The organism is Microbispora sp. NPDC088329 (genome assembly GCF_040685655.1).
GTDB lineage: Bacteria > Actinomycetota > Actinomycetes > Streptosporangiales > Streptosporangiaceae > Microbispora.
Genome location: NZ_JBFBIP010000001.1, coordinates 572,505 through 594,216, shown reverse-complemented (window position 1 = coordinate 594,216; position 21,712 = coordinate 572,505). Strand labels below are relative to the sequence as shown.

The following is a 21,712-nucleotide window of genomic DNA, read 5'->3' as shown; positions in this document are numbered from 1 at the left end:
CCCATGTCGAACACCGACGTCGTCGCGGAGGTGCGTGCGGGCACCAAGCGCTACCCCGGCGTCACCGCTCTCAGCGACGTCGACTTCGCGGTGCGGCGCGGCGAGGTCCGCGCGCTGCTGGGCAAGAACGGCGCAGGCAAGTCCACCCTGATCAAGGTCCTGTCCGGTGCCGAGCACCTCGACTCCGGTGAGGCGCTCGTACGCGGCAAGCCGCTGGCGGGGCTCGGGACGCGGGACGTCGCCGCCCTGGGGGTCGCGACCGTCTACCAGGAGCTGAGCCTGGTGCCGGAGATGACGGTCGCGGAGAACCTGTTCCTCGGAGCCTGGCCGCGCTCCCGCGGCGGGCTCGACCTGCGCAGGATGCGCGCCGACGCGAAGGCGGCGATGGCGCGCATCGGCGTGGACATCGACGTCGACAGCCCGGTCGGCTCGCTGGGCGCCGCCGGGCAGCAGCTCGTGGAGATCGCCCGCGCCGTCGCCCAGAAGCCGACCCTGCTCATCCTCGACGAGCCGACCAGTTCCCTGGCCGCGGCCGAGGTGCGGCAGGTGATCGATGTCGTACGGACCGTCGCGGAGCAGGGCGTGGCGGTCATCTACGTCAGCCACCGGATGGACGAGATCCGGCAGGTGGCCGACACCGCCACGGTCGTCCGCGACGGCAGGATCGTGGAGACGCTGCCGGTGCGCACGGCCTCGACCCACGAGATCGTCGCGATGATGCTCGGCACGGCGCCCGAGGCCGTGGCGGCCCGGACCCGTCGCCCGAGCGCGGAGCCGCCGGTGCTGTCGGCGCGCGGCCTGGTCAGCGACCGGCTGAACGGCCTGGACATCGACGTGCGTCCCGGCGAGATCCTGGGCATCGCCGGGGTGCTCGGCTCGGGCCGCACCGAGACGCTGCGCGCCCTGGTGGGGCTCGACCGCCCGGCCTCCGGCGAGATCCGCCTGCGCGGCGAGGCCGTACGGCCCGGCGCCTTCGCCGCGATGCTCCGCAGGGGGCTCGGCATGACCCCGGAGAACCGGCGGCGCGAGGGCATCGTGCCGCTGATGGGCGTCGACGAGAACATCGTCATCAGCGACCTGCGCGGGGTGAGCAGGTCGGGCGTGCTCGACCGCCGGGCGATACGGAAGGCGGCCCGGGCGCTCATCGACCGCCTGGCGATCAAGACGGCCCGTCCGGGGACGCCGATCGGCACGCTCAGCGGTGGCAACCAGCAGAAGGCCGTGCTCGCCCGGTGGCTGCACGCGGGAAGCGACGTGCTGCTGCTCGACGAGCCCACCCGCGGCGTGGACGTGGAGGCCAAACGCCAGATCTACGACCAGATGCGCCGGCTGGCCGACGACGGGCGCGCGGTGGTCTTCGTGTCCAGCGAGGTGGAGGAGCTGGCCGACGTCTGCGACCGGATCGTCGTCCTGCGCGGCGGGCGTGCGGTGGCCGAGCTGAGCGGCGACGAGATCGAGCTCAACAGGGTCATGGCCCTGGCGATTGCCGAGGAGTGAGGGAGAACATGAGCACGACCACGCCCACGGGCCCGCCCGTGGCCAAGGCGGACGCCCGGGGCGGACTGCTGGGACGCAACACGCAACGGCTGAACGAGATCGGGCTCATCGGGGCCATCGTGGTGCTGTTCGTGGTGCTCTCGGCCACGGCGCCGGGGTTCCTGTCCGTGACGAACCAGCTGGCCATCCTGCGTGACGCGGCGACGATCGGCGTCGTGGCGTGGGCGATGACCCTCGTCATCGTGGCCGGTGAGATCGACATCAGCATCGGCCCGGCCGTGGCGTTCTCCTCGGTCCTGCTGGCCAAGGCCACCGGGGAGTGGCACATCCCGTTCGCCCTCGCCGTACCGGTCTGCCTCGCGGTGGGCCTGCTGCTCGGGGCCGGGGCCGGCTTCCTGCGCGCCCGCTGGGGCATCCCGTCGTTCGTGGCCACGCTGGGCCTGTGGAGCGCCCTGCGCGGACTGGCGCAGTACATGACGGACGGCCTGCCGGTCCCGCTGGAGGCCAACGGGTTCCTCGACGTCCTGTCCGGGAGCATCCTCGGCATCCCGACCCCCGCGATCATCATGGCGGTCCTGTTCGTGGTGTTCCTCTTCGTGGCCAACCGCACGGCGTACGGCCGCTCGGTCTTCGCGGTCGGCGGCAACGCCGAGGCGGCCCGTCTCGCGGGAATCAACGTCTCCAGGATCCGGGTGATCCTGTTCGCCACGACCGGCCTGCTCGCCGCGGTCAGCGGCCTGCTGCTGGCCGCACGCCTCGGGTCCGGAAACGGCGGCGCGTCGGTCGGCCTCGAGTTCGACGTGATCGCCGCGGTCGTGATCGGCGGCACCTCTCTCGCCGGCGGCAAGGGATCCCTGCTCGGCACTCTGCTGGGCGTCGCCTTCATCACCATCATCGGCAACGGCCTCGTGCTGCTCGGGGTCAACGCCTTCTTCCAGGACGTGGTTCGCGGCGTCATCATCGTCGGCGCCGTGCTGATCAACGTGATGCTCTCCCAGCGGAACGGAGCCCGTAGCTCATGACCACCATGAAAGGCGTCTTCCTGCCCGGCGACTTCACCGCCGTGCTCCGCGACGTCGAGGTGCCCACGCCAGGTCCCGGCCAATTGCTCGTACGGGTGGGCGCGTCCGGCATCTGCGGCAGCGACCTGTCCTACATCTACCGGGGGCACAAGACCCACGTCGGCCAGGAGGGCGCGGCGTACAAGGGGGTCGTCGCCGGGCACGAGCCCAGCGGCCAGGTCGTGGAGACCGGTCCTGGCTGCCGGCGTTTCGGGGTGGGCGACCGCGTGATCGTCTACCACATCTCCGGCTGCGGGCGCTGCTCCAACTGTCGCCGCGGCCACATGATCAGTTGCTCCGACCCCGAGCGCAGGTCGGCGTACGGCTGGCAGCGCGATGGCGGGCACGCCGAGTACATCCTGGTCGAGGAGAGCACGGCCGTGCCGCTGCCGGACGAGCTGTCCTGCGTGGACGGCGCCCTGATCGCCTGTGGGTTCGGCACGGCGTACGAGGGGCTGCTGCGCACCGGGGTCGGCGGGCGCGACGACCTGCTGGTGGTCGGCCTCGGGCCGGTCGGGCTGGCCGCCGCCATGATCGCCCGCGGTCTTGGCGCGACCCGGGTGCTCGGCGTGGAGCGCTCGCTCGAGCGCGCCGCGCACGCCCGGTCGCTCGGCCTGTTCGACGACGTCCTGATCGCCGACGACGGGGTCGCCGAGGCCCTGGACGAGGCCACCGGGGGACGCGGCTGCTCGGTGACGATGGACTGCTCGGGCTCGGCCGCGGGCCGCAGCGTCGCGATCCGGGGCGCGGCCGAGTGGGGTCGCGTCTCCCTGGTGGGCGAGGGCGGCCGGCTGGAGACCGAGGTCTCCGACCTGCTGCTGCACCGCCAGCTCACCCTGTACGCCTCCTGGGTCACCTCGTTGCAGGCCATGGAGGAGCTGGCCTTCCGCCTGGTGCGGTGGGGCGCGAGCCCGGAGCGGCTGGTGACCGACGTGCTGCCGCTGGAGAAGGCCGACGAGGCGTACCGCCTGGCCGACTCGGGGCGGACCGGCAAGGTCTGCCTGGTTCCCACGCAGAGCGCATGATGAGCCCGGAGCCGCTGGTCAGGCTGGCCGCGCCCTGGGGGGAGGCGGTCGTCCTGCCGGGCCGCGGCGGGCGGATCATCGCGCTGCGCGCCGCGGATCGGGAGTGGCTGTGGCGCAACCCCGACCTGCTCGACGCGTCGCTCGGGCTCACTTCCGCCGCGCGGCGGCTGCCCGCCCCCACAGGGTTCGCGAGCTGGGCGAACTGGGGCGGAGACAAGACCTGGCCCGCCCCGCAGGGATGGTCGTCGGCGCAGGAGTGGGCGGGGCCGCCCGACCCGGTGCTCGACGCCGGCGCCTACACCGTGCTGGAGCACGACGACCTGCGCGTACGGATGCGCAGCGGCGACGACCCGCGCACCGGCCTGGCCGTCACCCGCACGGTCACGATGTCGGCCGGCGAGCCCGTCCTCGTGGTCGACAGCGAGCTGGAGAACGTCACCGACCATCCGGTGAGGTGGGCGGCCTGGACGGTGACCCAGTTCGCGACCGAGTCGTTCCGCGATGATGACGACCCTCGGTGCGGGGTGTGGGTCGGGCTGACCGAGCGGCACCGGGCGCCGGTGACGTTGTTCGCCCCCGACGGCGCGCCGGTCCTGGAGCGGGTCTCCCCCTCGGCGGGCCGGGTGCCGGTGCGCGACGTGGTCGGCAAGATCGGCATCGGCGGCACGGCCGGGTGGCTCGCCGTGGTGGCGCCCGGCGGGGCGACGCTGACGCAGCGGTTCGACGTGCGGCCGGGCGCGCCCTACCCCGACGAAGGCTCGGAGATCGCCGTCTGGATGCAGTACCCCAAGGAGGAGGAGCTGGAGGGGCTGGAGGGCCTGCGTCCCACCGCCCGGCTGGTCGAGGCCGAGACCATGTCGCCTTTGACCTCGCTCGCGCCCGGCGAGGTGCTGCGCCACCGCGTCACGTGGTCGGTGACGGACGTGCCGCCGCCCGTCGCCGGGGAGTGAGCCGGGGAGTGAGCCAGGGAGTGATCCGAACCGGATAGCGTCGGGGCCATGCGGCTTCATGTGGGATGCGCGATGTGGACGCACGCGCCGTGGCAGGGGCGTCTCCTGCCGCATCCGCTTCCTCCCGGAGAGCGGCTGCGGGCCTACGCGAGCTGGTGCAACGCGGTCGAGGGCAACACGACGTTCTACGCGACGCCCTCGCGGAGCACGGCCGAGTCCTGGGCGCGGCAGACCGATCCCGGCTTCCGCTTCGTGGTCAAGCTGCCCAGGCCGATCACGCACGAGCGGCGCCTCATCGGGGCGGACGAGGAGCTCCGCGCGTTCCTCGACGCGATCGAGCCGCTGGGCCCGCGTGTCCACGCGTTGTGGATCCAGCTTCCGGGCTCGTTCGGCCCGGCGGACGTCGGCGCGCTCGCGGGTTTCCTCGGCCGCCTTCCCCGGTCGTACCGATACGCCGTGGAGGTCCGGCACCGCGCGTTCTTCGACGACCCCCGGGCCGTACGGCTCCTGGAGAGGGTGCTGACCGGGGCGGACGCCGAGTGGATCCCGTTCGACACGACCGTCCTGTTCCGCAGCCCGCCGACCAGCGACGCCGAACGGGACGCCTGGTCGAAGAAGCCGCGCGTGCCGCTGCGGACCACGGCTCTCACCGACCGCCCGATCGTCCGCTACATCGGCCGCGACGACCCGGACCGTACGGCCGAGGGCTGGCGGCACTGGGTGGACGAGGTCGCGGGGTGGCTGCGTGAAGGGCGCTCGCCGACGGTGTTCGTCCACACCCCCGACAACGCCGACGCGCTGACGCTCGCCCGCCGGTTCCACGACGACGTACGCGCCGAGGTGCCCGGCGTGGAGCCGCTGCCCGAGCCCATGCCGAACGCGCCGGAGGAGCCGCTGACCCTGTTCTGAGTCAGCGCTTCACGGCCCGCAGCACGACGAACTTCGGGTCGCTCGCCACGACCTCGCAGTTGCCGAAGAGCCGGCGCAGCTTCACGTGGTAGCCGAGGTGGCGGTTGCCGACCACCCACAGTTCGCCGCCCCGGCGCAGCGCGGCACGCGAGCCGTTGAACATCCGCCACGCGGTGGCGTCGGTCCTGCCCCGGTGCGTGTGGAACGGCGGGTTGTTCAGGACCAGGTCCGCCGTGCCCGGAGGGAAGCCCGACAGGCCGTCGGCCGCGACGAACCGGGCGGTGGCGCCCGCCGGGGCGTTCGCCCGGAACGTCGCCTCCGCCGAGGCCAGCGCCTGGTACGACTCGTCGATGAACGTCACCTCGGTCTCGTCGCCCGCCAGCGCGGCGGCGAGCCCGATCACCCCGTTGCCGCAGCCGAGGTCGACCACGTGCCCGGAGCCCGTACGCGCGGGCAGGCTGCGCAGCAGCAGCCGGGTGCCGGCGTCGAGGCGCTCGGCCGAGAAGACACCGGCGTGGTTGACGACGGTCAGGCCGGAGACCACCCCGGCGTCGGCGGGCAACGCGTAGCCGCGCGGCCACGGATCGGCCTCTCGCGGCAGGCCGGGGGCCGGCGAGCAGAAGATCAGCCGCGCCTTCTTCACGGCCAGCGAGGTCCTGGTGGGCCCGACAAGGCGTTCGAACAGCTTCAGCGTCGAGGTGTGGATCTCGGTGACCATACCCGCACCGACGATCACCGTGCCCTCGTGCACGGAGGGGGCGAGGCGGTGCAGCTGGTCCTCCAGGAGGGCGAGGCTCTTGGGCACCCGCACCAGCAGCACGTCGATCCGGCCCGGTGGCGCGTCTCTGGTCGTGTGCAGCCGTACGGCGCCGGCGTCGAGGCCGTTGCGCTCGAGATTGGCGAGGGTGGCCCGCTGCCCGAGGAAGGAGTCGCCGATCTGCACCGGCGGGTGGACGGGACGGCGCGCGGCGAGCGTGGTGGCGAGGGCGCCCCACCGGTCGCCCAGCACGACCACGGTCCCCGACAGGTCCACCGGCCCGTCCTCGCGCTCATCGAGGTGCCGCAGCAGATACTCGTCGGCCGCGTCCCACGCGCGCAGCGGGTCGCGGGGATCCTCGGGAAACCGGGCGAGGTCGAAGTCTCCCCGCGCCGTCGTCATACGGTCCATCGCGCCTCAGGCTATGCCGTATCAGGGGTCACGCTCGAACGGCGCCGGTCCGAGCGGGGGACCCGGCGACGGCGCTCAGGGGCGGCGGCGGGCCGTCCAGAGCCACATCAGCGTCAGGACCGCGACCGCGACACAGACCCCGACGGTCATGCCGGCGTAGAAGTCCGCCGCGTCGCCGTCCGAGGACCCCAATATGATCCCGGGCACGATCAGGGCGAGCAGGAGGACCGCCAGCACCAGATAGAACCGCCGGCTGAAGAAGACGTTCCGGCCGGGGGCCGCGGGCGGGGATTCGAGCTGCGCGGCCGGCCCCACGCTGGCGGCCTTGGGCCGCTTGAAGTACTCGAAGCAGATCCAGGTGCCGCAGGGCTCCCAGCCGTCGGGCGCCAGCCGCGCGACCAGCGCGCCGGCGCCGCCCGGGGGCACCAGCTCCCTGCGGTATTCCCATCGTTGCGGCCGTTCCGGGTCGCGATGGCTGACGAACCTGCCGAGGTGGTCGACCCGGTCGACCTCCCAGCCCTGGTCGCCGAGCCGGGCGAGCATCTGCCGCTCGGCGAAGACGTCGGCGGTCCACCGCCATTCCGTCGCGTCCGCCGCGTCCGCCTCGGGCCTGCGCGCCGCCAGCAGTTGCCCGGCGAAGTCACCGGCCGGGCCGAACTCCTCCTCCGGGTCGGCGCCGGTCTCCGCGACGTACGCGGCGAGGTCGGAGACCGTGGCCTCGACCTGCTCCGCGGGCACGCCGCCCGCGCGCAGCAGGGTGGAGAGCTCGTCGAAATAGCCGCTCACTTCAGCCCTCCCGAGGCCAGCACGGTGCGTACGGACTCGTCGAACGCCAGCCACAGGCGGCCCTGCTCGGCCAGTGTCTGCCTGCCCTGTTCTGTCAGCCGGTAGTAGCGCCGGCCCGGTCCTCGTTCCGTCACCCGGAACTCGGCGGACACCAGGCCCGCCTCCTCCAGCCGGTTGAGCACGGGATAGAGCGTGCCGCCCCGGATCTGGCCGAGTCCGGAGCCGGCGAGCATCTTGGCGATCTCGTAGCCGTAGTTCTCGCCCTCGGTCAGGCTGGCCAGCACCAGCAGGTCGAGGACGCCCTTGAGCCAGCTCGCGCGGCGGTCGGTCGCCATTCCCTCATCCTCGCACGGTAGGGGTGCTACCTAGGCGGCGTGACCGACTGTCTTCCGGGTGGGCGCGGGCATGCACACGAGACCCCGGACGTCGATCAGGATGTGCGCCATGATCGGGAGCAGCAGGCTGCCGGTGGACAGGTACACGGTGGTGAGCCAGAAGCCGAGGAGTGCCACCACGACCAGGCCCTTCCAGCCCTGGTAGAGGTGACCCGCGACGAAGACCACCAGGGCGAGGGCCGCCGCCGCGGCGGTGCCGAGGCCCAGCACGCCGACGCCGAACGCGATGAGCAGGCCGCGGTAGACGATCTCCTCGCAGACTCCCGCGGTCACCGCCATGGCGAGGGCGTGCCACCGCTCGCCGGATGTGCGCGGCATCAGTTCCGCCACGGCCGCCTGGCCCGGCACGGCGCGTCCGGTGCGGGCGAGGTGGCGCAGCAGCACGGTGCCGATCACGAGGGCGCCGGACATACCGGCGATCATCGGGGCGACCCGGCCGAGGTTGTCCGGCTTGGCGAGGCCCACGTCCGCGAGATCGATCCCCGGCGACAGCACCAGGATCAGGGCCAGCACGGTCACCCAGACCCACTCCTCGGCGATCCACAGCCGGTACGCGCGCGTCAGCGCCCGGGGATCGTGGGCGCGGCGGCTCGCCAGCCGGTCGTACTGCCGCCTGCCCAGCCACGGGGAGACGAAGGCCAGATAGGCCGTCAGCGCGACCGTCAGGAACAGGCCGGGGGACGAGAAGCTCGCAGAGATGCTCATGGATTGCCGCCCTTGCTACGTCAGGTTACGAGCTAGACGATAGAGCGACCTAGTTAGGAATACAACCTATAGGGCGTCCTCTCCGGGCCGCCGGATCGCGGCGACGTCGAGCTCCAGCGCCACCTTCCCGCCGACCAGGCCCGCGGCGGCGGTCCAGCGCACGCCCCAGTCCTTGCGATCGATCGTGGCGCTGCCCCTGAAGCGGATCCGGACATCGCCCTGCGGGTCGTGCTCGGCGCCGATGCGCGCGAAAGCCACGGTGACCGGCTTGGTCACGCCGCGGATGGTCAGGTCGCCGGCGAGCTCGAAGGTGCTCTCGCCGACCTGCCGAGCGCCGGTCGAGACGAAGGTGATGGTCGGATGATCGTCCAGCTTGAGGAACTTGCGGCGCAGCGTGTCGTCGCGCCGCGCGTTGCGGGTCTGGATGCTGCCGACCTGGATCGTGAGCTCGACGCTCGAATTGGCCGGGTCGTCGCCGTCCAGGTGCGCGCTGCCCTCGAACTTCTCGAACTGTCCGCGGACTTCGGGGCCGATCGTGTGCCGGGCGACGAAGCCGATCCGGGTGCGGGCGGTGTCGAGGGTGTAGTCGCCGGTCAGAGCTGTGGTCGTCACTCTGGTCGCTCCTGGGGGAAAGGGGGAAGAGCCGATCGTCCGGCTCCGGGCCGGTCGTGAGCCGCGTCCGGGACTCGGGCGGCCACGGGGGGCGGCGAGCCCGTGAGGGGGGTGGAGTCGAGATATCTGACCTCGTAGACGCGTTCGCTGAACTTCCAGCCGTCGGGGGTGCGCTGGTAGCGGTCGTGATACAGCGCGTAGTTCAGATGGGAGCCGCCGTCGCGCATCCGCCCGAACTCCTGGATGTACGCACGGCCGGTCGCGGTGTCGCCGTCGAGCCGGATGACGCCCGGGTGGACGTGCTGCACGAAGAACTCCCAGAGCCCCTGCCCCCACTCGATCCCCGCGCGGATCTCGTCCCTGCCGACGAACTGCCTGCCGATGTGCGGCCACCGCACCGCGGCCTCGGGCGTGAACAGCGATGTGGCGCGGTCGTGGTCGCGCATCGTCACCGCGTCGGTGAGCTCGGCGCGCAGCGCCTCGATCTCGAAGCGGTCGACGACGGCCTGCGTGTCGCTCATCGGTCTCCCTGCCTTGTCCATGTGCCGGCAGGCGTGTGCCGCCTGTCCGCTGCCGATGCGTCCAGCATCGAGGCAGGTCAGCGGCGGAACAATGTACGCTTCGTGGGGCGATCCATAACTTTGGAGTTATTGATGGAGCTACGCGACATCGAGATCTTCCTGACGCTGGCCGAGGAGTTGCACTTCGGCCGTACCGCGGAGCGCCTTCATGTGTCCCAGGCCCGCGTCAGCCAGGCCATCGGCAGGCAGGAACGGCGCCTCGGCGTGGCCCTGTTCGATCGCACCAGCCGGCGCGTGACCCTGACCCCTGTCGGCCGGCGCCTCCGCGAGGACCTCCAGCAGGCCCTCGACCTGCTCAAGGCGGGACTCGCCCGCGCCGAGGCGGCCGGCCTGGGCGCGGGCCGGACCCTGCGGCTGGGCGTCTTCGGCCATGCCGGACACGAACTGCGTCCCCTCGTCGACGCGTTCCGCGCCCGCTACCCCGGCGCCGACGTCCAGTTCGGCGAGATCTACGGCAGCGATCCGTTCACCGCCCTGCGCACAGGGGAGCACGACGTGAACGTGCTGTGGTTGCCCGTCGCCGAACCGGACCTCACGGTCGGCCCCACCGTGCTCACCGGAGGCCGCGTGCTGGCCGTGCCGGCGGACCATCCGCTCACCGAGCGCGGCACCGCCTCCCTGGAGGACCTCGCGGACAACCATGTCGTCGACCTCGGCCCCGACGCTCCCGAGTACTGGGTCACGTCCATGGTTCCAACGCGTACACCGCTCGGCCGCCGCATCCCACGCGGGCCCGCCGCGCGGACCTTCCACGAGATCCTTTCCCTGGTCGCCGCCGGACACTGCGTCCACCCGCTGGGCGATCTCGCCGCCCGTTACAACAGGCCGCCCGGCGTCGTCTTCCTGCCCATCCGTGACGCTCCCGCCCTCCAATGGGCCCTGACGTGGCGCTCCACCGCCGACAGCCCCTCCATACGCGCACTGGCCCAGACCGCCGCCGACCTCGGCCCCATTTCGATGTGACGGCGACCGCCCTACCAGGCGGTGATCGCCGCGAAGGAGGCCGCGGGCGACGAGGTCGCGCTGCGCCTGCGCGACGGACGCGCCCTGGACGCGATGCTCGCCGCGGAGGCGCTGGCCCACATCGGCGGTCTCGTCGCAGCCCGAGCCGCCGGTCTCTGGGAACCGGCCGTGCCCTGACCGCGGCTCAGCCGGTCGACGGGCGGGCGGTGGCGGCCGGGCCGGGGCTGACCGCCGGGTCGGGGAGGGACTCCAGGGCGGCGGTGGCGGCCGTCCTGGTCTCGAGGTTCTGGGATCCGAGAGCGCGGCGCAGCCACGTCCTGGCCTCACCGGCGTCGCCCTCCGCCCGGGCGATCTCGCCCAGCGTGAGGTGGATCCTGGCGCGGGTCTCCTCGCCGGTGACCCAGCCGGCGGGACAGGCCGCGAGCGCGTCCCGGCACAACCGCCGGGCCAGCGGCAGATCGCCGCGCTCCCGCGCCGCCTCGGCGAGGCCGTGCCGGGCCATGGCGACCATGCCCGGCGCCCCCGCGCGTCCGGCGAGCCCGGCGGCGCGCTCGTAGTCGCCGGTGGCGTCGGCGAGCAGGCCGCGGGCACGGCGGGCGTCCCCCCGGCGGCACAGCAGGCGCGCCATGTCCTCGGTCGAGCCGAGGGCGCCGAACAGGCCCAGCGCCTCCTCCGCCATGGCCGCGCAGGCGGCGGTGTCGCCCCGGGCGTCGGCCAGCAGCGCCAGGTCGGAGAGGGTGGTGGCCATGCCCCAGCGCTCGCCGAGCCCCCGGAACCCGCCGAGAGCGAGGCCGAACTCGCGCTCGGCCTCGGCCTGGTCGGACTCCACCCACCACGACCGCAGTCCCAGGCCGTAGTGCAGCAGCGACCGCGTCCACGGATCCGTGGCGGCACGCAGGTCGGCCGGTCCGTCGGCGATGCCGGAGAAACTGCCCCACAGAAAGGTCAGGAACGGACGGGCCGCCCGGCTCTCCGCCGGCGCCCGGCCCTCCATGAGGGCGCGGGCCCGCGCCACATGCGAGGGCGGCGCGAGGCCGACCGCAGCAGCGATGAGCACGCACAGGACGTACTCCTCCTCAAGCCCGGCAGGGACCCGCTCCGCGTGGTCGTGCTCCGCGATGCCGCCGAGCACCTCCGCCGCCGCACGGCCGGCCTCGCCGCCCCGGCCGCCGAGCATCCAGTACGGCGCCAGCGCGGCCACGAGCCGTAGCCCCGCCGTCAGGTCGCCCGATTCTGCGGCCCAGCGCAGGGCCGCGTTCAGGTTCGCGTGCTCGGCGGTGAGCGCGGCCAGCCACTCGACCTGCTCGGCGCGGCGCGACCACGGCTCGGCGGCCTCGGCAAGAGCGAGGAAGTAGTCCAGGTGGGCGCGGCGGGCCTCCGGCGATCCGTCCCAGCAGAAGGCACGGATGGTGGCGAGCATGCGATACCGCTCGCCGTCGAAGTCCACCAGAGACTTGTCCACCAGCGACGACAGCGCCTCGGCGGCCCCCGCGCCGCACACGCGCCCGGCCGCCGCCGTGGTCGCTCCGCCGGCGAACACGGCCAGCCGCCGCGCCGCCGCCTGCTCGGCGGGGTCGAGGAGGTTCCAGCTCCACTCCACGACGTCGCGCAGGGTGCGGTGGTGCCGCTGCGCCGTACGGCTGCCCTGGGACAGCAGCGCGAAGCGGTCGTCCAGGCGGGCCTCGATGTCCGCCAGCGGCAGCGTGCGCAGGCGTGCGGCGGCCAGCTCGACGGCCAGCGGCAGCCGGTCGAGCAGTTCGCAGATCCGCTCCAGCGTGGCCGGGTCGGCGGCGAACGACGACCGGGCGGCCGTGGCCCGCTCGGTGAACAGCCGGACCGCCGCGTCGAGCGGGAGCGGCTGGACGGGGACGACGGCCTCGCCGGTCACGGCGAGCACCTCGCGGCTCGTGGCCAGCACACGCAGCCCGGGGCAGCGGGCCAGCAGCCGCTGGGCGACCCGCGCCGTCTCGTCCACGACGTGCTCGCAGTTGTCCAGCACCAGCAGCACCGGACGGCCGGCGAGGACGGCGACCAGACGCTCCAGCGGATCCGGCCCGGTGGCGGGGGCGCCCAGCCCGCCGTCGCGCAGACCGAGAGTGTCGAGAAGCGCAGGCAGGACGTCGGGGTGCGCGGCCAGCTCGGCGAAGTACGTCTCGCCCGGCTGTCTGCCGGCCACCTCCGTGGCGAGGCGGGTCTTGCCCACGCCGCCGGGCCCGGTCAGGGTGACGAGGCGATGCCGGGCGATCAGCCCGGTGACCCGCTCCACCTCGTCGTCGCGGCCGACGATGCCGGTCAGCGGCACGGGCACTCCGGCTCCACCGGACGGCCGCGCGGGCCGTTCCCCGCCCGCCTCTGCCCGGAGTCCCGGATGTTCCCCGAGCCCTGAATGTTCCCCAAGCCCGGTCTGTCCCCGAAGCACGGCGAGATGCGCGGCGGCGAGCTCGGCGGAGGGATCGGCGCCCAGCTCGTCGGCGAGGACGCGCCGCATGTCCGCGTACGTCTCCAGCGCCTCGGTCTGCCGCCCGGAGGCGGCCAGGGCCCGCATGAGCTGGGCCCGCAGGCGCTCACGCACGGGATGGGCGGCGACCAGCTCCTCCAGCTCCGGCACCAGGCCACGATGCTCACCCACCGCGAGGTCGGCCTCGATCCGGTCCTCGGTCGCGGCGAGCCGCAGCTCGGACAGGCGCGCGATCCGCGCGGCGGCGAAGGGCGCGGGGCCGACGTCGGCGAGGGCCGGCCCGCGCCACAGCCCGAGGGCCTCGCGCAGCAGCCCGGCGGCCCCCCGGTGGTCGCTCGCGGCGAGCATCCGCCGCCCTTCGGCGGCCAGGCGCTCGAAGCGGTGCGCGTCGACGTCGTCGGGGCCGGCCTCAAGGACATAGCCGCCCGCGCGGGACCGGATCAGGCCGTCGTCGCCCAGCATGCGGCGCAACCGGGCGATCTGCGACTGGACGGCGTTGCCGGCGCCGGTCGGCGGGGCGTCGCCGTACACCCCGTCGATGATGTGCTCGGCGGTGACGAGGCGTCCCGGGGCGAGCAGCAGCAGCGCCAGGACGGCGCGCACCCGGGCGCCGCCGACGGGGATCCGGTCTGGCCCGGCCCAGACCTCCGTCTCGCCCAAGATCCCGAACCGCATGTCCCGAATTATCGGGTCTTGAGCCCCCGGTTGTCGTGCTCATACCTCTGCCACGGCGTCGGCGGGGCGGCCGCGCGTCGTCGCCCAGGCCGGCGCCCAGGTCGCGGCGAGCACCAGCGCCGCCGCGGCCGCGACGATCACGAGGTAGATCGCCACCGGTCCCGAGGGGAACGGTGTGCCGGCGACGGCGACGGCGAACGGCACCAGGCTGACGACGGCGGCCACGGTGCCGAGCAGGACGCCGACGCCGGTGACGAGCAGGCTCTCCAGCCCGGTCATGCGCATCACCTGCGCCCGGGTCGCGCCGGTGAGCCGTTGCAGGGCGAACTCCCGGCGTCGTTGCGCGGTGGCCATCACCTGCGTGTTCACCAGAGAGATCGCGGTGTAGGCGAGGATCATCGCGATCAGCAGGTAGTTCACCCAGGCCTGCGTGCTCTGCCCGGCGTCGTGCGCGGCCGTCAGCGCGCCGCGGTCCCGCACGTCCACCCCGAGCCCGCCCAGGTCGGTGCCCGGCGCCGCGCTCACCAGGACGCTCTCGGGCACACCGGCCGTGGTGTGCGGCGCGAGCAGGGCGGCGGGCAGCACGAACAGTTCGGCGCCGGTCTCGACCCTGAGCAGCGCGACCACCCGCAGGTCGACGGCCGTACGGTCGCCGAGGCGCAGGGTGATCGTGTCGCCGAGGCCCACGCCGCGCCCGATGTCGCGGGCGTGCTCGATGGTGAGCGCCACGGTGTTTCCCCGCAGGTCGGCGAGCGAGCCCGCGGCGACGTCGAACGCCATCGTGCGTGCCACGCCCTCGGCGGTCACTCCCCACAGCGGCCAGCCGTCCTCGCGTTGCCAGTTGTCGTGCGGCCGTTCCACGAAGCCGGTGCTGGTGACGTACTCGGAGGCGCCCTCGACGCCCGGCACGGCGCGTACGCGGTCGAGCAGGCCGGGGGAGACGGGGGACAGCGCCGCGTCGGCGCGCAGCGTGTGGGCGTAGGCGGCGGAGGCGGCGCCGGCCTGTGTGGTCTGCATGTAGAGGTTCGCCGTGGCCATCCCGCTGGCGAGCGTGATTGGAGTGATCACCGCGGCCAGCGTGACCGCGCGGGCGCGGCAGTTGAGGATGGCGAGATGACCCGCCGGACCGCGGAACGGCCAGGGCAGCGCGTTCGTGATCCACTTGACGAGCGCCGGGCCGAGCAGCGCCAGGCCGACGGCCCACAGCAGCACCGCAGGCCCGGCCGTGCTGCTGACCAGCGAGACCGGCATGAACAGCACGCTCACCAGGGCCAGCGCGACGCCGCCCGCGAAGCAGAACGCCGCGAGCGCCCGCCGCAGCGGCCCGACGCGTCCGGCGGGCAGGGCCGCCTCCGCGAGCGCCTCGGTGGGCCGGGCGAGCACGGTGCCGCGCACGCCGGCCAGGACGGCGACGACCGCGGTCAGCACGGCCACCCCGGCGGCGACCAGCGGGGGGATCAGGCCCTGGCGGAACTCGACCACCGGTGGAACCACGCCCGCACCGGCCAGGCGGGCGAGCAGCCACCGGCCGAGGAACGGCGCGGCCAGGCAGCCGAGCGCGGTCGCCGGCGCCGCGACCGCCAGCGCCTCGATCAGCACCATGCGCCGCACCTGCGACGGGGTGGCTCCGACCGCCCGCAGCAACGCCATCTCGCGGCGGCGCTGCCGCACCGCCAGAGCCAGTGTGGTGGACACGACGAACAACGCCACCATGACGGCCATCGCCCCGAACACGGCCGCCAGGACGACCAGGTTCTCCCGGCTGAGCAGGGCCTCCGGGTGCTCGGCCAGCCCCCGCTCGTCCCCGGTCAGCGCGACCGTGCCCGGCACCGCCCGCTCGATGCGGTCCGCGACCGCTTCGCCGGAGTCCGGTGTCGTCCACACGGCGACGGCGCCGCTCTCGCGGTCCGCCTCGGCGCGCAGCACGCCGGGCACACGGGAGACCCGGGCGAGCGCGTCGCCGTCCAGGCGCACCCGCTCGGGCAGTACGGCCGACTCGACGTCCTCCTCCTCGTCGGCCGGGTCGGCCTTGGGCAGGTCGTACGTCTGGTCGCAGGTGACGACGACCGGCGCGGCGGCGAGCCGGTGAGGTGTGACGGCGAGCGTGATGCCGGTCTCCATCAGTCCGCCGCAGGCCGCGACGATCGCGGTTCCGACGAGCAGGGCCACGAACGTGGCGACGAAGGCGCTGCCGCGCCGCCGCAGGGTGCCGAGAGCGAGCGACCACATCAGGACCGCCCCCACGCGCCGAGACCGGTCATCCGCTTGGCCACGGCGTCGGCGGTGGGCCGGTCGAGCCGGTCGACGAGCGTGCCGTCGGCGAGGAACACGACGTGGTCGGCGTGTGCGGCGGCCACCGGGTCATGGGTGACCATCACGATCGTCTGCCCGCCGGTGCGCACGATCTCCCGCAGCAGGCCGAGCACCTCCAGCGCGGTCCGGGTGTCGAGGGCGCCGGTCGGCTCGTCGGCGAAGATCACCGCGGGCCGGGTCACCAGGGCCCTGGCGATCGCGACGCGCTGCTGCTGGCCGCCGGACAGCTCCGCGGGGCGGTGGCCGACCCGGCCGGCCAGGCCCACCCGCTCGATCACGGCGGCCACCTGCGCGTCGTCCACCGGGCGCCCGCCCAGCCGCAGCGGCAGCGTGACGTTCTGCAGCACGGTGAGGGCGGGCAGCAGGTTGAAGCCCTGGAAGACGAAGCCCAGGCGCTCGCGCCGCAGCCGGGTGAGCGCCTTCTCCCTCATGCCGGTGATCTCGCGGCCCTCCAGCGTGACCGAGCCCGACGTGGGCTGGTCCAGCCCCGCGGCGCAGTGGAGCAACGTCGTCTTCCCCGACCCCGAGGGGCCCATGACGGCCGTCATCGTGCCTTTCGGGAAGCCGATCGTGACACCGGCCAGCGCCTCGACGGCTCCGCCGCCCCCGCCGTACATCTTGCGGACGGCTTCCAGCCGGACCGCATCCGTGGTCTCCATGCCGCCAGCGTGGCCGGGGCCGCTGACAGCCCCAGCACCGCGGGAGCACGGCCGGGGGTTCAGTCGTCAGCGAGCCGCGCGAACAGGCGGGAGGCCTCGGGCTGCTTCCACTCGATCCGGTTGGGATCCTCCTTGTGGGGCCGCCACGGCACGGTCACGTACGAGACCCGGGTGCCGGCCCGCTGCACGTCCTGGGCCAGGGTGAGCATGGTGTCCAGGTCCAGCCCCGCGTCCGTGGTGACGGACGCCGCGGTCACGCGGACGAGGCGGGTCAGGGCGGCGGGATCGCCGAGACGCGAGACCTTCTGCAGCATCGTCTGCATCAGTGCCACGTTCCGTTTGATGCGGGCGACGTCGGAGCCGTCGCCCAACGCGAACCGCAGCCGTGCGTAGGCCACCGCGGTCTCGCCGTCGAGCACCGAGCGGCCGGCCGGCAGCCTCAGCTTCGCCTTGGGGTCGTTCACCGCTTGGGGGAGGGTGACCTCGACGCCGCCGAGCGCGTCGACCAGCTTCGCCAGGCCGTCGTAGCGGATGGCGACGGCGTGGTCGACGCGCACGCCCGTGGTGATCTCCACAGTCTTCCAGGCGCAGGTCAGGCCGCCGATCGCGTACGCCTTATTGATTATGTCCTCATGTGCGGCGACGGTGCGGCCGTCGGCCGACCGGCACTGCGGGATCCGGACCATGGAGTCGCGGGGCAGGCTGACGGCCGTCGCCCGCTTCCGGTCGGCCGACAGCCGCAGGATGATCATGAGATCGCTGCGCTCGCCCAGGTCGCCGACCTTGGCGGACGTCGGACGCCGGTCGGAGCCGAGGAGCAGCACGGTCAGCGCCCCGCCCTTCTTGGGCGGACGGTCCCCCGCGGGCGGCGCCACGGTGTGTGCCGCGATGTGCGCACCGGTCGTCCCGCGCAACAGCACGGTCGGCACCACGACCAGCGCGGCGGTGACCACCGCGACCGCCGCCAGAGCGATCCACCCCGCCCGGCGGCCGCCGGTCCATCTCGTGAGGCGCCGCCGGCGCCCGCCCGCCGCCTCGTCGAGCAGGCGGCGCCGCTGGCGTGCGAGACCGGCGGGAGGGTCGTGTTCGAGTCCGCGGCCGAGATCGCGGAGCATCGTCAGGTCGTCCATGGCTACTCCTCGTCCCGCAGCGGATTGGTGTGGCCGAGCGCCTCGCGCACCTTGCGGCGGGCCCGGTTCAGGCGTGAGCGCACGGTGCCCACGGGAATGCCGAGAGCCTGCGCCGTCTCGTCGTACGACAGGTCGGCCCAGGCGATGAGCAGCAGGACGTCGCGATCGCCCTTGGACAGGCGCGTGAGCGCCGAGGCGAGCAGGGGGCGGACCGTCGTCGCGCGCACGCCGTCCTCGACCCGTTCCGCGGGGGACTCCGCGACGTCGTCCAGCGGGCTGCGCGTGAGCGCCCGATAGCGGGCGGCCTCGTCGCGGTGGTGCCGCGAGACGAGCTTGCTGACGATCCCGAACAACCAGGGACGGGCGTCCGGGCGGGTGAGGTCGTAGCGGTCCCGGCGCCGGAACGCGACCAGGAACGTCTCGCCCACCAGGTCTTCGGCGACTTCTGGCCCGAGCCGGCGGGACACGTAGCGGTAGAGCATCCCGGCATAGCGGTCGAACAGCGCCGCGAACGCCTCGGGCCGCGCCCTGGACTCGGCGATCAAATCCGAGTCCATGCGCGAGGCGGCAAGGGGGATCATCAAGGACACCATGGCATCGAGCCGGCCTAACCGTCGGGGATCTGACAGCCGTGTCTCGCCACTCGTCCCTCTCCGAGTTCACGGATGGACGAGTAATACTCGCATACGTATACTCGCCAGCGAGTATCAGAATGAGGTGGGGACGATGGCCGGAGGGCGGAAGGTGAACAACCTTCTGGGCCTGGCCGTGCTCGCGACCGTCGTCGAGCGGCCGATGCACCCGTACGAGATGGCCACGCTGATCCGTGCCCGCGGCAAGGACCGCGACATGGACGTCAAGTGGGGCTCGCTCTACACGGTCGTGCGCAACCTGGAGAAACACGGGTTCCTGGCCGTGGAGGGGACCGTACGGGAGGGGGCGCACCCCGAACGCACGATCTACCGCATCACCGACGCGGGACGGGCGGAGCTGGCCGACTGGGTGCGCGACCTGATCGCGACGCCGGAACGGGAGCGGTCACGCTTCCAGGCCGGGCTGTCGGTGAGCGCCGTGCTCCCGCCGGACGAGCTGGCCGGCCTGCTGCGGCGGCGGCTGGCCCTGCTGGAGGAGGACGTCGCCGCCCAGCGGGAGATGCTCGACGCGTCGCGCGGGGAGGCGGTGCCCCGGCTGTTCCTCGTCGAGGCGGAGTACGACCTCGCCGTCCGTGAGGCCGAGGCGTCCTGGGTCCGGTCCTTCCTCGAGGAGCTGACCACGGGGTCGTTCCCCGACCTGCCTCTGTGGCGGGCGTGGCACGAGTCCGGGCAGATGCCGCCCGAGGTGGCCGAACTCGCCGAAAGGGGCCGCACGACGGACTGAACTCGTTGATACGGGCCCCGGCGAGGTGCGGGAACACCTGGCCGGAGCCCGTGACCCCCGAACCGAAACCCGCGGGCGGAATCCGGTCGGAAAGTGGCAACCGCAAGGATAGCCGGGCTCCCTCCACGGGCCGGTTCGGACACCCGCGATCCGGAACCGGAGGAGACCATGGAGAAGATCACGCAGAATCAGGCGCCCGGCATGGAAGGCGCGATGGCCCGGTGGTACGCGCGGCAGCGCGCCTCGGCGCCCCAGATCGCCGCCGTACGGCGGTATGCCGCGCAGGTCACCGCCGGTCTGCCGGCGGGGGCGGACGTCCTGGAGGTGGCTCCCGGGCCGGGCTACCTGGCCGTCGAGATGGCGCGGCTCGGCTGTGCGGTGACCGCGCTCGACCTCAGCCGCACGTTCGTGGAGATCACCGCGGACAACGCCCGGAGGGCGGGGGTGCGCGTCGACGTGCGCCACGGCGACGCCGCCGACCTCCCCTTCCCCGGCGGCTCTTTCGACCTGGTCGTCTGCCAGGCCGCGTTCAAGAACTTCGGGCGGCCCGTCCGCGCGCTCGACGAGATGCACCGGGTGCTGCGTTCCGGCGGTACGGCGGTGATCCACGACATGAGCCGGGAGGCGTCCAGGGCCGACATCGACGAGGAGGTCAGGGGCATGGGCCTCACGCCGCTGAACTCCTTCATGACCAAGGTGCCGCTGCTGGCGCTGCGCCGCCGCGCCTACTCGCGGGGCCTGTTCGCCCGCCTCGCCGCCGAGAGCGCGTTCGGCACCTGCGAGATCCGCACGGAGGGGATCAGCGTCGAGGTCCGGCTGACCAGGCCGGCCTGACGCCGGGGCCCTGCCCGGAGCCGGGACGCACGTGTTCCGGCGCCGGGCAGGGCCGCTCGGGCCCGCACGACCGGCGTCAACTTAGGGCGTGCGGTTTCAGGACGGGGTCGGCACGGGCGAGGGCTTCTCGTCGACCACCCGCAGCCGCCGTACGCCGGGGGCCAGCAGCGCGGCCAGCGTGACCAGCACGATGATCGTCCCGCAGGCGACCAGTGCCGGCCGCGGCCCGACCGCGACGGCCGCGGGCCCGGCCAGCAGCAGGCCGATCGGCCCGAACATCAGGGAACCCAGCGCGTCGTAGGAGCTCACCCGAGACAGCGACTCGGCCGGGATCTCGCGCTGCATCGTGGTCTGCCACAGCACGCCGAAGATGTCGAAGCACACCCCCATCACGAACGCGCCGCCGACGACCGTCCACAGCGGTGCGCTCATGCCCAGCAGCAGGTACGGCAGAGCCGTGGGCAGGGTGACGAGCGTGGCGACCAGGATCGGCCGCCGGGGCCGCAGGCGCAGCGTGACGACCACCCCCACGATCATGCCGACGGCCTCCCCCGCCAGGACGGCCGACCAGGCGGGCGCCCCGCCCAGCGACTCCTTGGCCACCAGCGGCCCGAGCACCCCGTGGGCGGCCTGCAGCGCCATGACCAGGATCGAGAACTGGGCGACGACCACCCACAGCCACTGCCGGGAGACGAACTCGCGCCAGCCGTCCCGCAGTTCGGTCAGCACCGAGTGCCCCCCGCCGGGCGCGCGTTCGGCCGGCGTGAGGCGCAGCAGTGCGATCAGAACGCCGGCGACGGCGAACATCGCCCCACTGGCCGCCAGCGCCCAGCCGCCGCCCAGCAGCACCACGGCCGCGCCGCTCAGCACGAGACCGGCGACCCGGGAGATGTTCTGGCCGAGTCCCAGCAGCGCGTTGGCGGTCTGCAACCGCTCGGCGGGCACGACGTCGGGGATGATGCCGGTCAGCGCGGGGAACAGGATCGCGGTCGCGATGCCGCTGACGGCGCTGGCCGTCACGAGCGCGGGCAGCGGCGTCCAACCCGTCAGCATCATCGCGGCCAGGCAGAAGTACGCCACCGCGTTGATCGACTCCCCCGTCGTCATCACCCGGTGGCGTGGCAGCCGATCGGCGATCACGCCGCCGACGAGCATGAACAGCACCATCGGCAGCGCCTCGGCGGTGAGCACGGCCGACAGTGTGGTGCCGTCCGCGCCCGGGAGCCCCAGCACGCCGAAGGCGAGGGCCACCGGGGCGAAGGCGGTGCCGAGCACGGAGATCGTCCGGGCCGCCAGCAGCAGGGCGAACCGTCGATCCCTGAGCAGGCCGAGATCTCGGCGGAAGCCAGGCATGGGAGAACTCCGGAGGACGTGGAACACGAAGAAGGGGGGACAGTCCATCGTGCCGTCTCCGGTTCCTGCTCGTCACCCCATTTATCGCCGCACGCGAAGCGGGCGCCGGGAGTCGGGCGTCCCCTCAGACGGATCGCGCGGAACGCGGAGGTCGGAACATCGCCGGGAGACCAAGGGGCGTCCAGCACTATCCTGGGCAGTGGAGGGTAACCTCATCGGGAAGGCAAGAGCGATCCTCCCGAACGTCCGCTCTTGTGGATG

Annotated in this window: 21 protein-coding genes; 9 read left to right on the top strand and 12 right to left on the bottom strand. The window is 73.4% G+C overall.

Annotation, left to right across the window (positions count from 1 at the left end):
* The first annotated feature begins 3 nt into the window (after nucleotides 1-3).
* From AB0O28_RS02930 to AB0O28_RS02910, 5 genes are read left to right on the top strand one after another with little or no spacing between them, the layout of a single operon-like run.
* Nucleotides 4-1,497, top strand: coding sequence for a sugar ABC transporter ATP-binding protein (locus AB0O28_RS02930; RefSeq protein WP_363635591.1), 1,494 nt, complete (start codon nucleotides 4-6; stop codon nucleotides 1,495-1,497).
* An 8-nt stretch (nucleotides 1,498-1,505) separates the two neighbouring features.
* Entirely contained in the window at nucleotides 1,506-2,519 is a 1,014-nt protein-coding gene (locus AB0O28_RS02925; protein ID WP_363635589.1) for an ABC transporter permease, read from the top strand.
* Complete coding sequence (locus AB0O28_RS02920) at nucleotides 2,516-3,583, top strand: zinc-binding dehydrogenase (protein ID WP_363635587.1); 1,068 nt, start codon at nucleotides 2,516-2,518, stop codon at nucleotides 3,581-3,583. Before AB0O28_RS02925 ends, AB0O28_RS02920 begins: the two co-directional genes overlap by 4 nt.
* A complete protein-coding gene (locus AB0O28_RS02915; protein ID WP_363635585.1) occupies nucleotides 3,580-4,533 on the top strand; it encodes a DUF4380 domain-containing protein in 954 nt (317 codons plus the stop codon). Before AB0O28_RS02920 ends, AB0O28_RS02915 begins: the two co-directional genes overlap by 4 nt.
* Nucleotides 4,534-4,581: 48 nt before the next feature.
* Nucleotides 4,582-5,442, top strand: coding sequence for a DUF72 domain-containing protein (locus AB0O28_RS02910; RefSeq protein ID WP_363635583.1), 861 nt, complete (start codon nucleotides 4,582-4,584; stop codon nucleotides 5,440-5,442).
* 1 nt (nucleotide 5,443) lies between these two features.
* Here AB0O28_RS02910 and AB0O28_RS02905 read toward each other — a convergent pair whose 3' ends face one another.
* The 6 genes from AB0O28_RS02905 to AB0O28_RS02880 all read right to left on the bottom strand — a co-directional run bounded on the left by AB0O28_RS02905 (nucleotide 5,444) and on the right by AB0O28_RS02880 (nucleotide 9,629).
* Complete coding sequence (locus tag AB0O28_RS02905) at nucleotides 5,444-6,610, bottom strand: methyltransferase (RefSeq protein WP_363635581.1); 1,167 nt, start codon at nucleotides 6,608-6,610, stop codon at nucleotides 5,444-5,446.
* A 75-nt stretch (nucleotides 6,611-6,685) separates the two neighbouring features.
* Nucleotides 6,686-7,396 (bottom strand): hypothetical protein, encoded by a 711-nt coding sequence (locus tag AB0O28_RS02900; protein WP_363635579.1) that lies wholly within the window; start codon nucleotides 7,394-7,396, stop codon nucleotides 6,686-6,688.
* Complete coding sequence (locus AB0O28_RS02895; protein ID WP_193201864.1) at nucleotides 7,393-7,731, bottom strand: PadR family transcriptional regulator; 339 nt, start codon at nucleotides 7,729-7,731, stop codon at nucleotides 7,393-7,395. The genes AB0O28_RS02900 and AB0O28_RS02895 overlap by 4 nt, the downstream gene beginning before the upstream one ends.
* 30 nt (nucleotides 7,732-7,761) lie before the next feature.
* Nucleotides 7,762-8,496: a CPBP family intramembrane glutamic endopeptidase gene (locus AB0O28_RS02890; protein WP_363635577.1), complete on the bottom strand. Its 735-nt coding sequence runs from the start codon at nucleotides 8,494-8,496 to the stop codon at nucleotides 7,762-7,764.
* Between the two features lie 66 nt (nucleotides 8,497-8,562).
* A complete protein-coding gene (locus tag AB0O28_RS02885) occupies nucleotides 8,563-9,108 on the bottom strand; it encodes a YceI family protein (protein ID WP_363635575.1) in 546 nt (181 codons plus the stop codon).
* The gene (locus tag AB0O28_RS02880) at nucleotides 9,105-9,629 is read right to left on the bottom strand and encodes a nuclear transport factor 2 family protein (RefSeq protein ID WP_363635573.1); all 525 of its coding nucleotides are present in this window, start codon (nucleotides 9,627-9,629) and stop codon (nucleotides 9,105-9,107) included. The genes AB0O28_RS02885 and AB0O28_RS02880 overlap by 4 nt, the downstream gene beginning before the upstream one ends.
* Before the next feature lie 132 nt (nucleotides 9,630-9,761).
* Here AB0O28_RS02880 and AB0O28_RS02875 point away from each other — a divergent pair, with 132 nt between their 5' ends.
* Both AB0O28_RS02875 and AB0O28_RS02870 read left to right on the top strand, forming a co-directional pair.
* Nucleotides 9,762-10,652, top strand: a complete 891-nt coding sequence (locus AB0O28_RS02875) for a LysR family transcriptional regulator (protein ID WP_363635571.1) — start codon at nucleotides 9,762-9,764, stop codon at nucleotides 10,650-10,652.
* Between the two features lie 21 nt (nucleotides 10,653-10,673).
* Nucleotides 10,674-10,829 carry a hypothetical protein gene (locus tag AB0O28_RS02870; protein ID WP_363635569.1) on the top strand — a complete coding sequence of 52 codons (156 nt, stop codon included), beginning with the start codon at nucleotides 10,674-10,676 and terminating at the stop codon, nucleotides 10,827-10,829.
* Between the two features lie 7 nt (nucleotides 10,830-10,836).
* Here AB0O28_RS02870 and AB0O28_RS02865 read toward each other — a convergent pair whose 3' ends face one another.
* From AB0O28_RS02865 to AB0O28_RS02845, 5 genes are read right to left on the bottom strand one after another with little or no spacing between them, the layout of a single operon-like run.
* A complete protein-coding gene (locus tag AB0O28_RS02865; RefSeq protein WP_363635567.1) occupies nucleotides 10,837-13,785 on the bottom strand; it encodes a BTAD domain-containing putative transcriptional regulator in 2,949 nt (982 codons plus the stop codon).
* Nucleotides 13,786-13,824: 39 nt separating this feature from the next.
* Nucleotides 13,825-16,029, bottom strand: a complete 2,205-nt coding sequence (locus tag AB0O28_RS02860; protein WP_363635565.1) for an FtsX-like permease family protein — start codon at nucleotides 16,027-16,029, stop codon at nucleotides 13,825-13,827.
* Complete coding sequence (locus AB0O28_RS02855; protein WP_363635563.1) at nucleotides 16,014-16,757, bottom strand: ABC transporter ATP-binding protein; 744 nt, start codon at nucleotides 16,755-16,757, stop codon at nucleotides 16,014-16,016. Before AB0O28_RS02855 ends, AB0O28_RS02860 begins: the two co-directional genes overlap by 16 nt.
* 59 nt (nucleotides 16,758-16,816) lie before the next feature.
* The gene (locus AB0O28_RS02850) at nucleotides 16,817-17,887 is read right to left on the bottom strand and encodes an LCP family protein (RefSeq protein WP_363635561.1); all 1,071 of its coding nucleotides are present in this window, start codon (nucleotides 17,885-17,887) and stop codon (nucleotides 16,817-16,819) included.
* Nucleotides 17,888-17,889: 2 nt separating this feature from the next.
* Complete coding sequence (locus tag AB0O28_RS02845) at nucleotides 17,890-18,468, bottom strand: sigma-70 family RNA polymerase sigma factor (RefSeq protein WP_363635559.1); 579 nt, start codon at nucleotides 18,466-18,468, stop codon at nucleotides 17,890-17,892.
* Between the two features lie 145 nt (nucleotides 18,469-18,613).
* Between AB0O28_RS02845 and AB0O28_RS02840 the strand changes: the two genes are divergently transcribed.
* Both AB0O28_RS02840 and AB0O28_RS02835 read left to right on the top strand, forming a co-directional pair.
* Nucleotides 18,614-19,264, top strand: coding sequence for a PadR family transcriptional regulator (locus AB0O28_RS02840; protein ID WP_363635557.1), 651 nt, complete (start codon nucleotides 18,614-18,616; stop codon nucleotides 19,262-19,264).
* Nucleotides 19,265-19,432: 168 nt separating this feature from the next.
* Nucleotides 19,433-20,098 (top strand): class I SAM-dependent methyltransferase, encoded by a 666-nt coding sequence (locus AB0O28_RS02835; RefSeq protein WP_363635555.1) that lies wholly within the window; start codon nucleotides 19,433-19,435, stop codon nucleotides 20,096-20,098.
* A gap of 96 nt (nucleotides 20,099-20,194) precedes the next feature.
* Here AB0O28_RS02835 and AB0O28_RS02830 read toward each other — a convergent pair whose 3' ends face one another.
* Nucleotides 20,195-21,451 (bottom strand): MFS transporter, encoded by a 1,257-nt coding sequence (locus AB0O28_RS02830; RefSeq protein WP_363635553.1) that lies wholly within the window; start codon nucleotides 21,449-21,451, stop codon nucleotides 20,195-20,197.
* Nucleotides 21,452-21,712 lie beyond the last annotated feature (261 nt).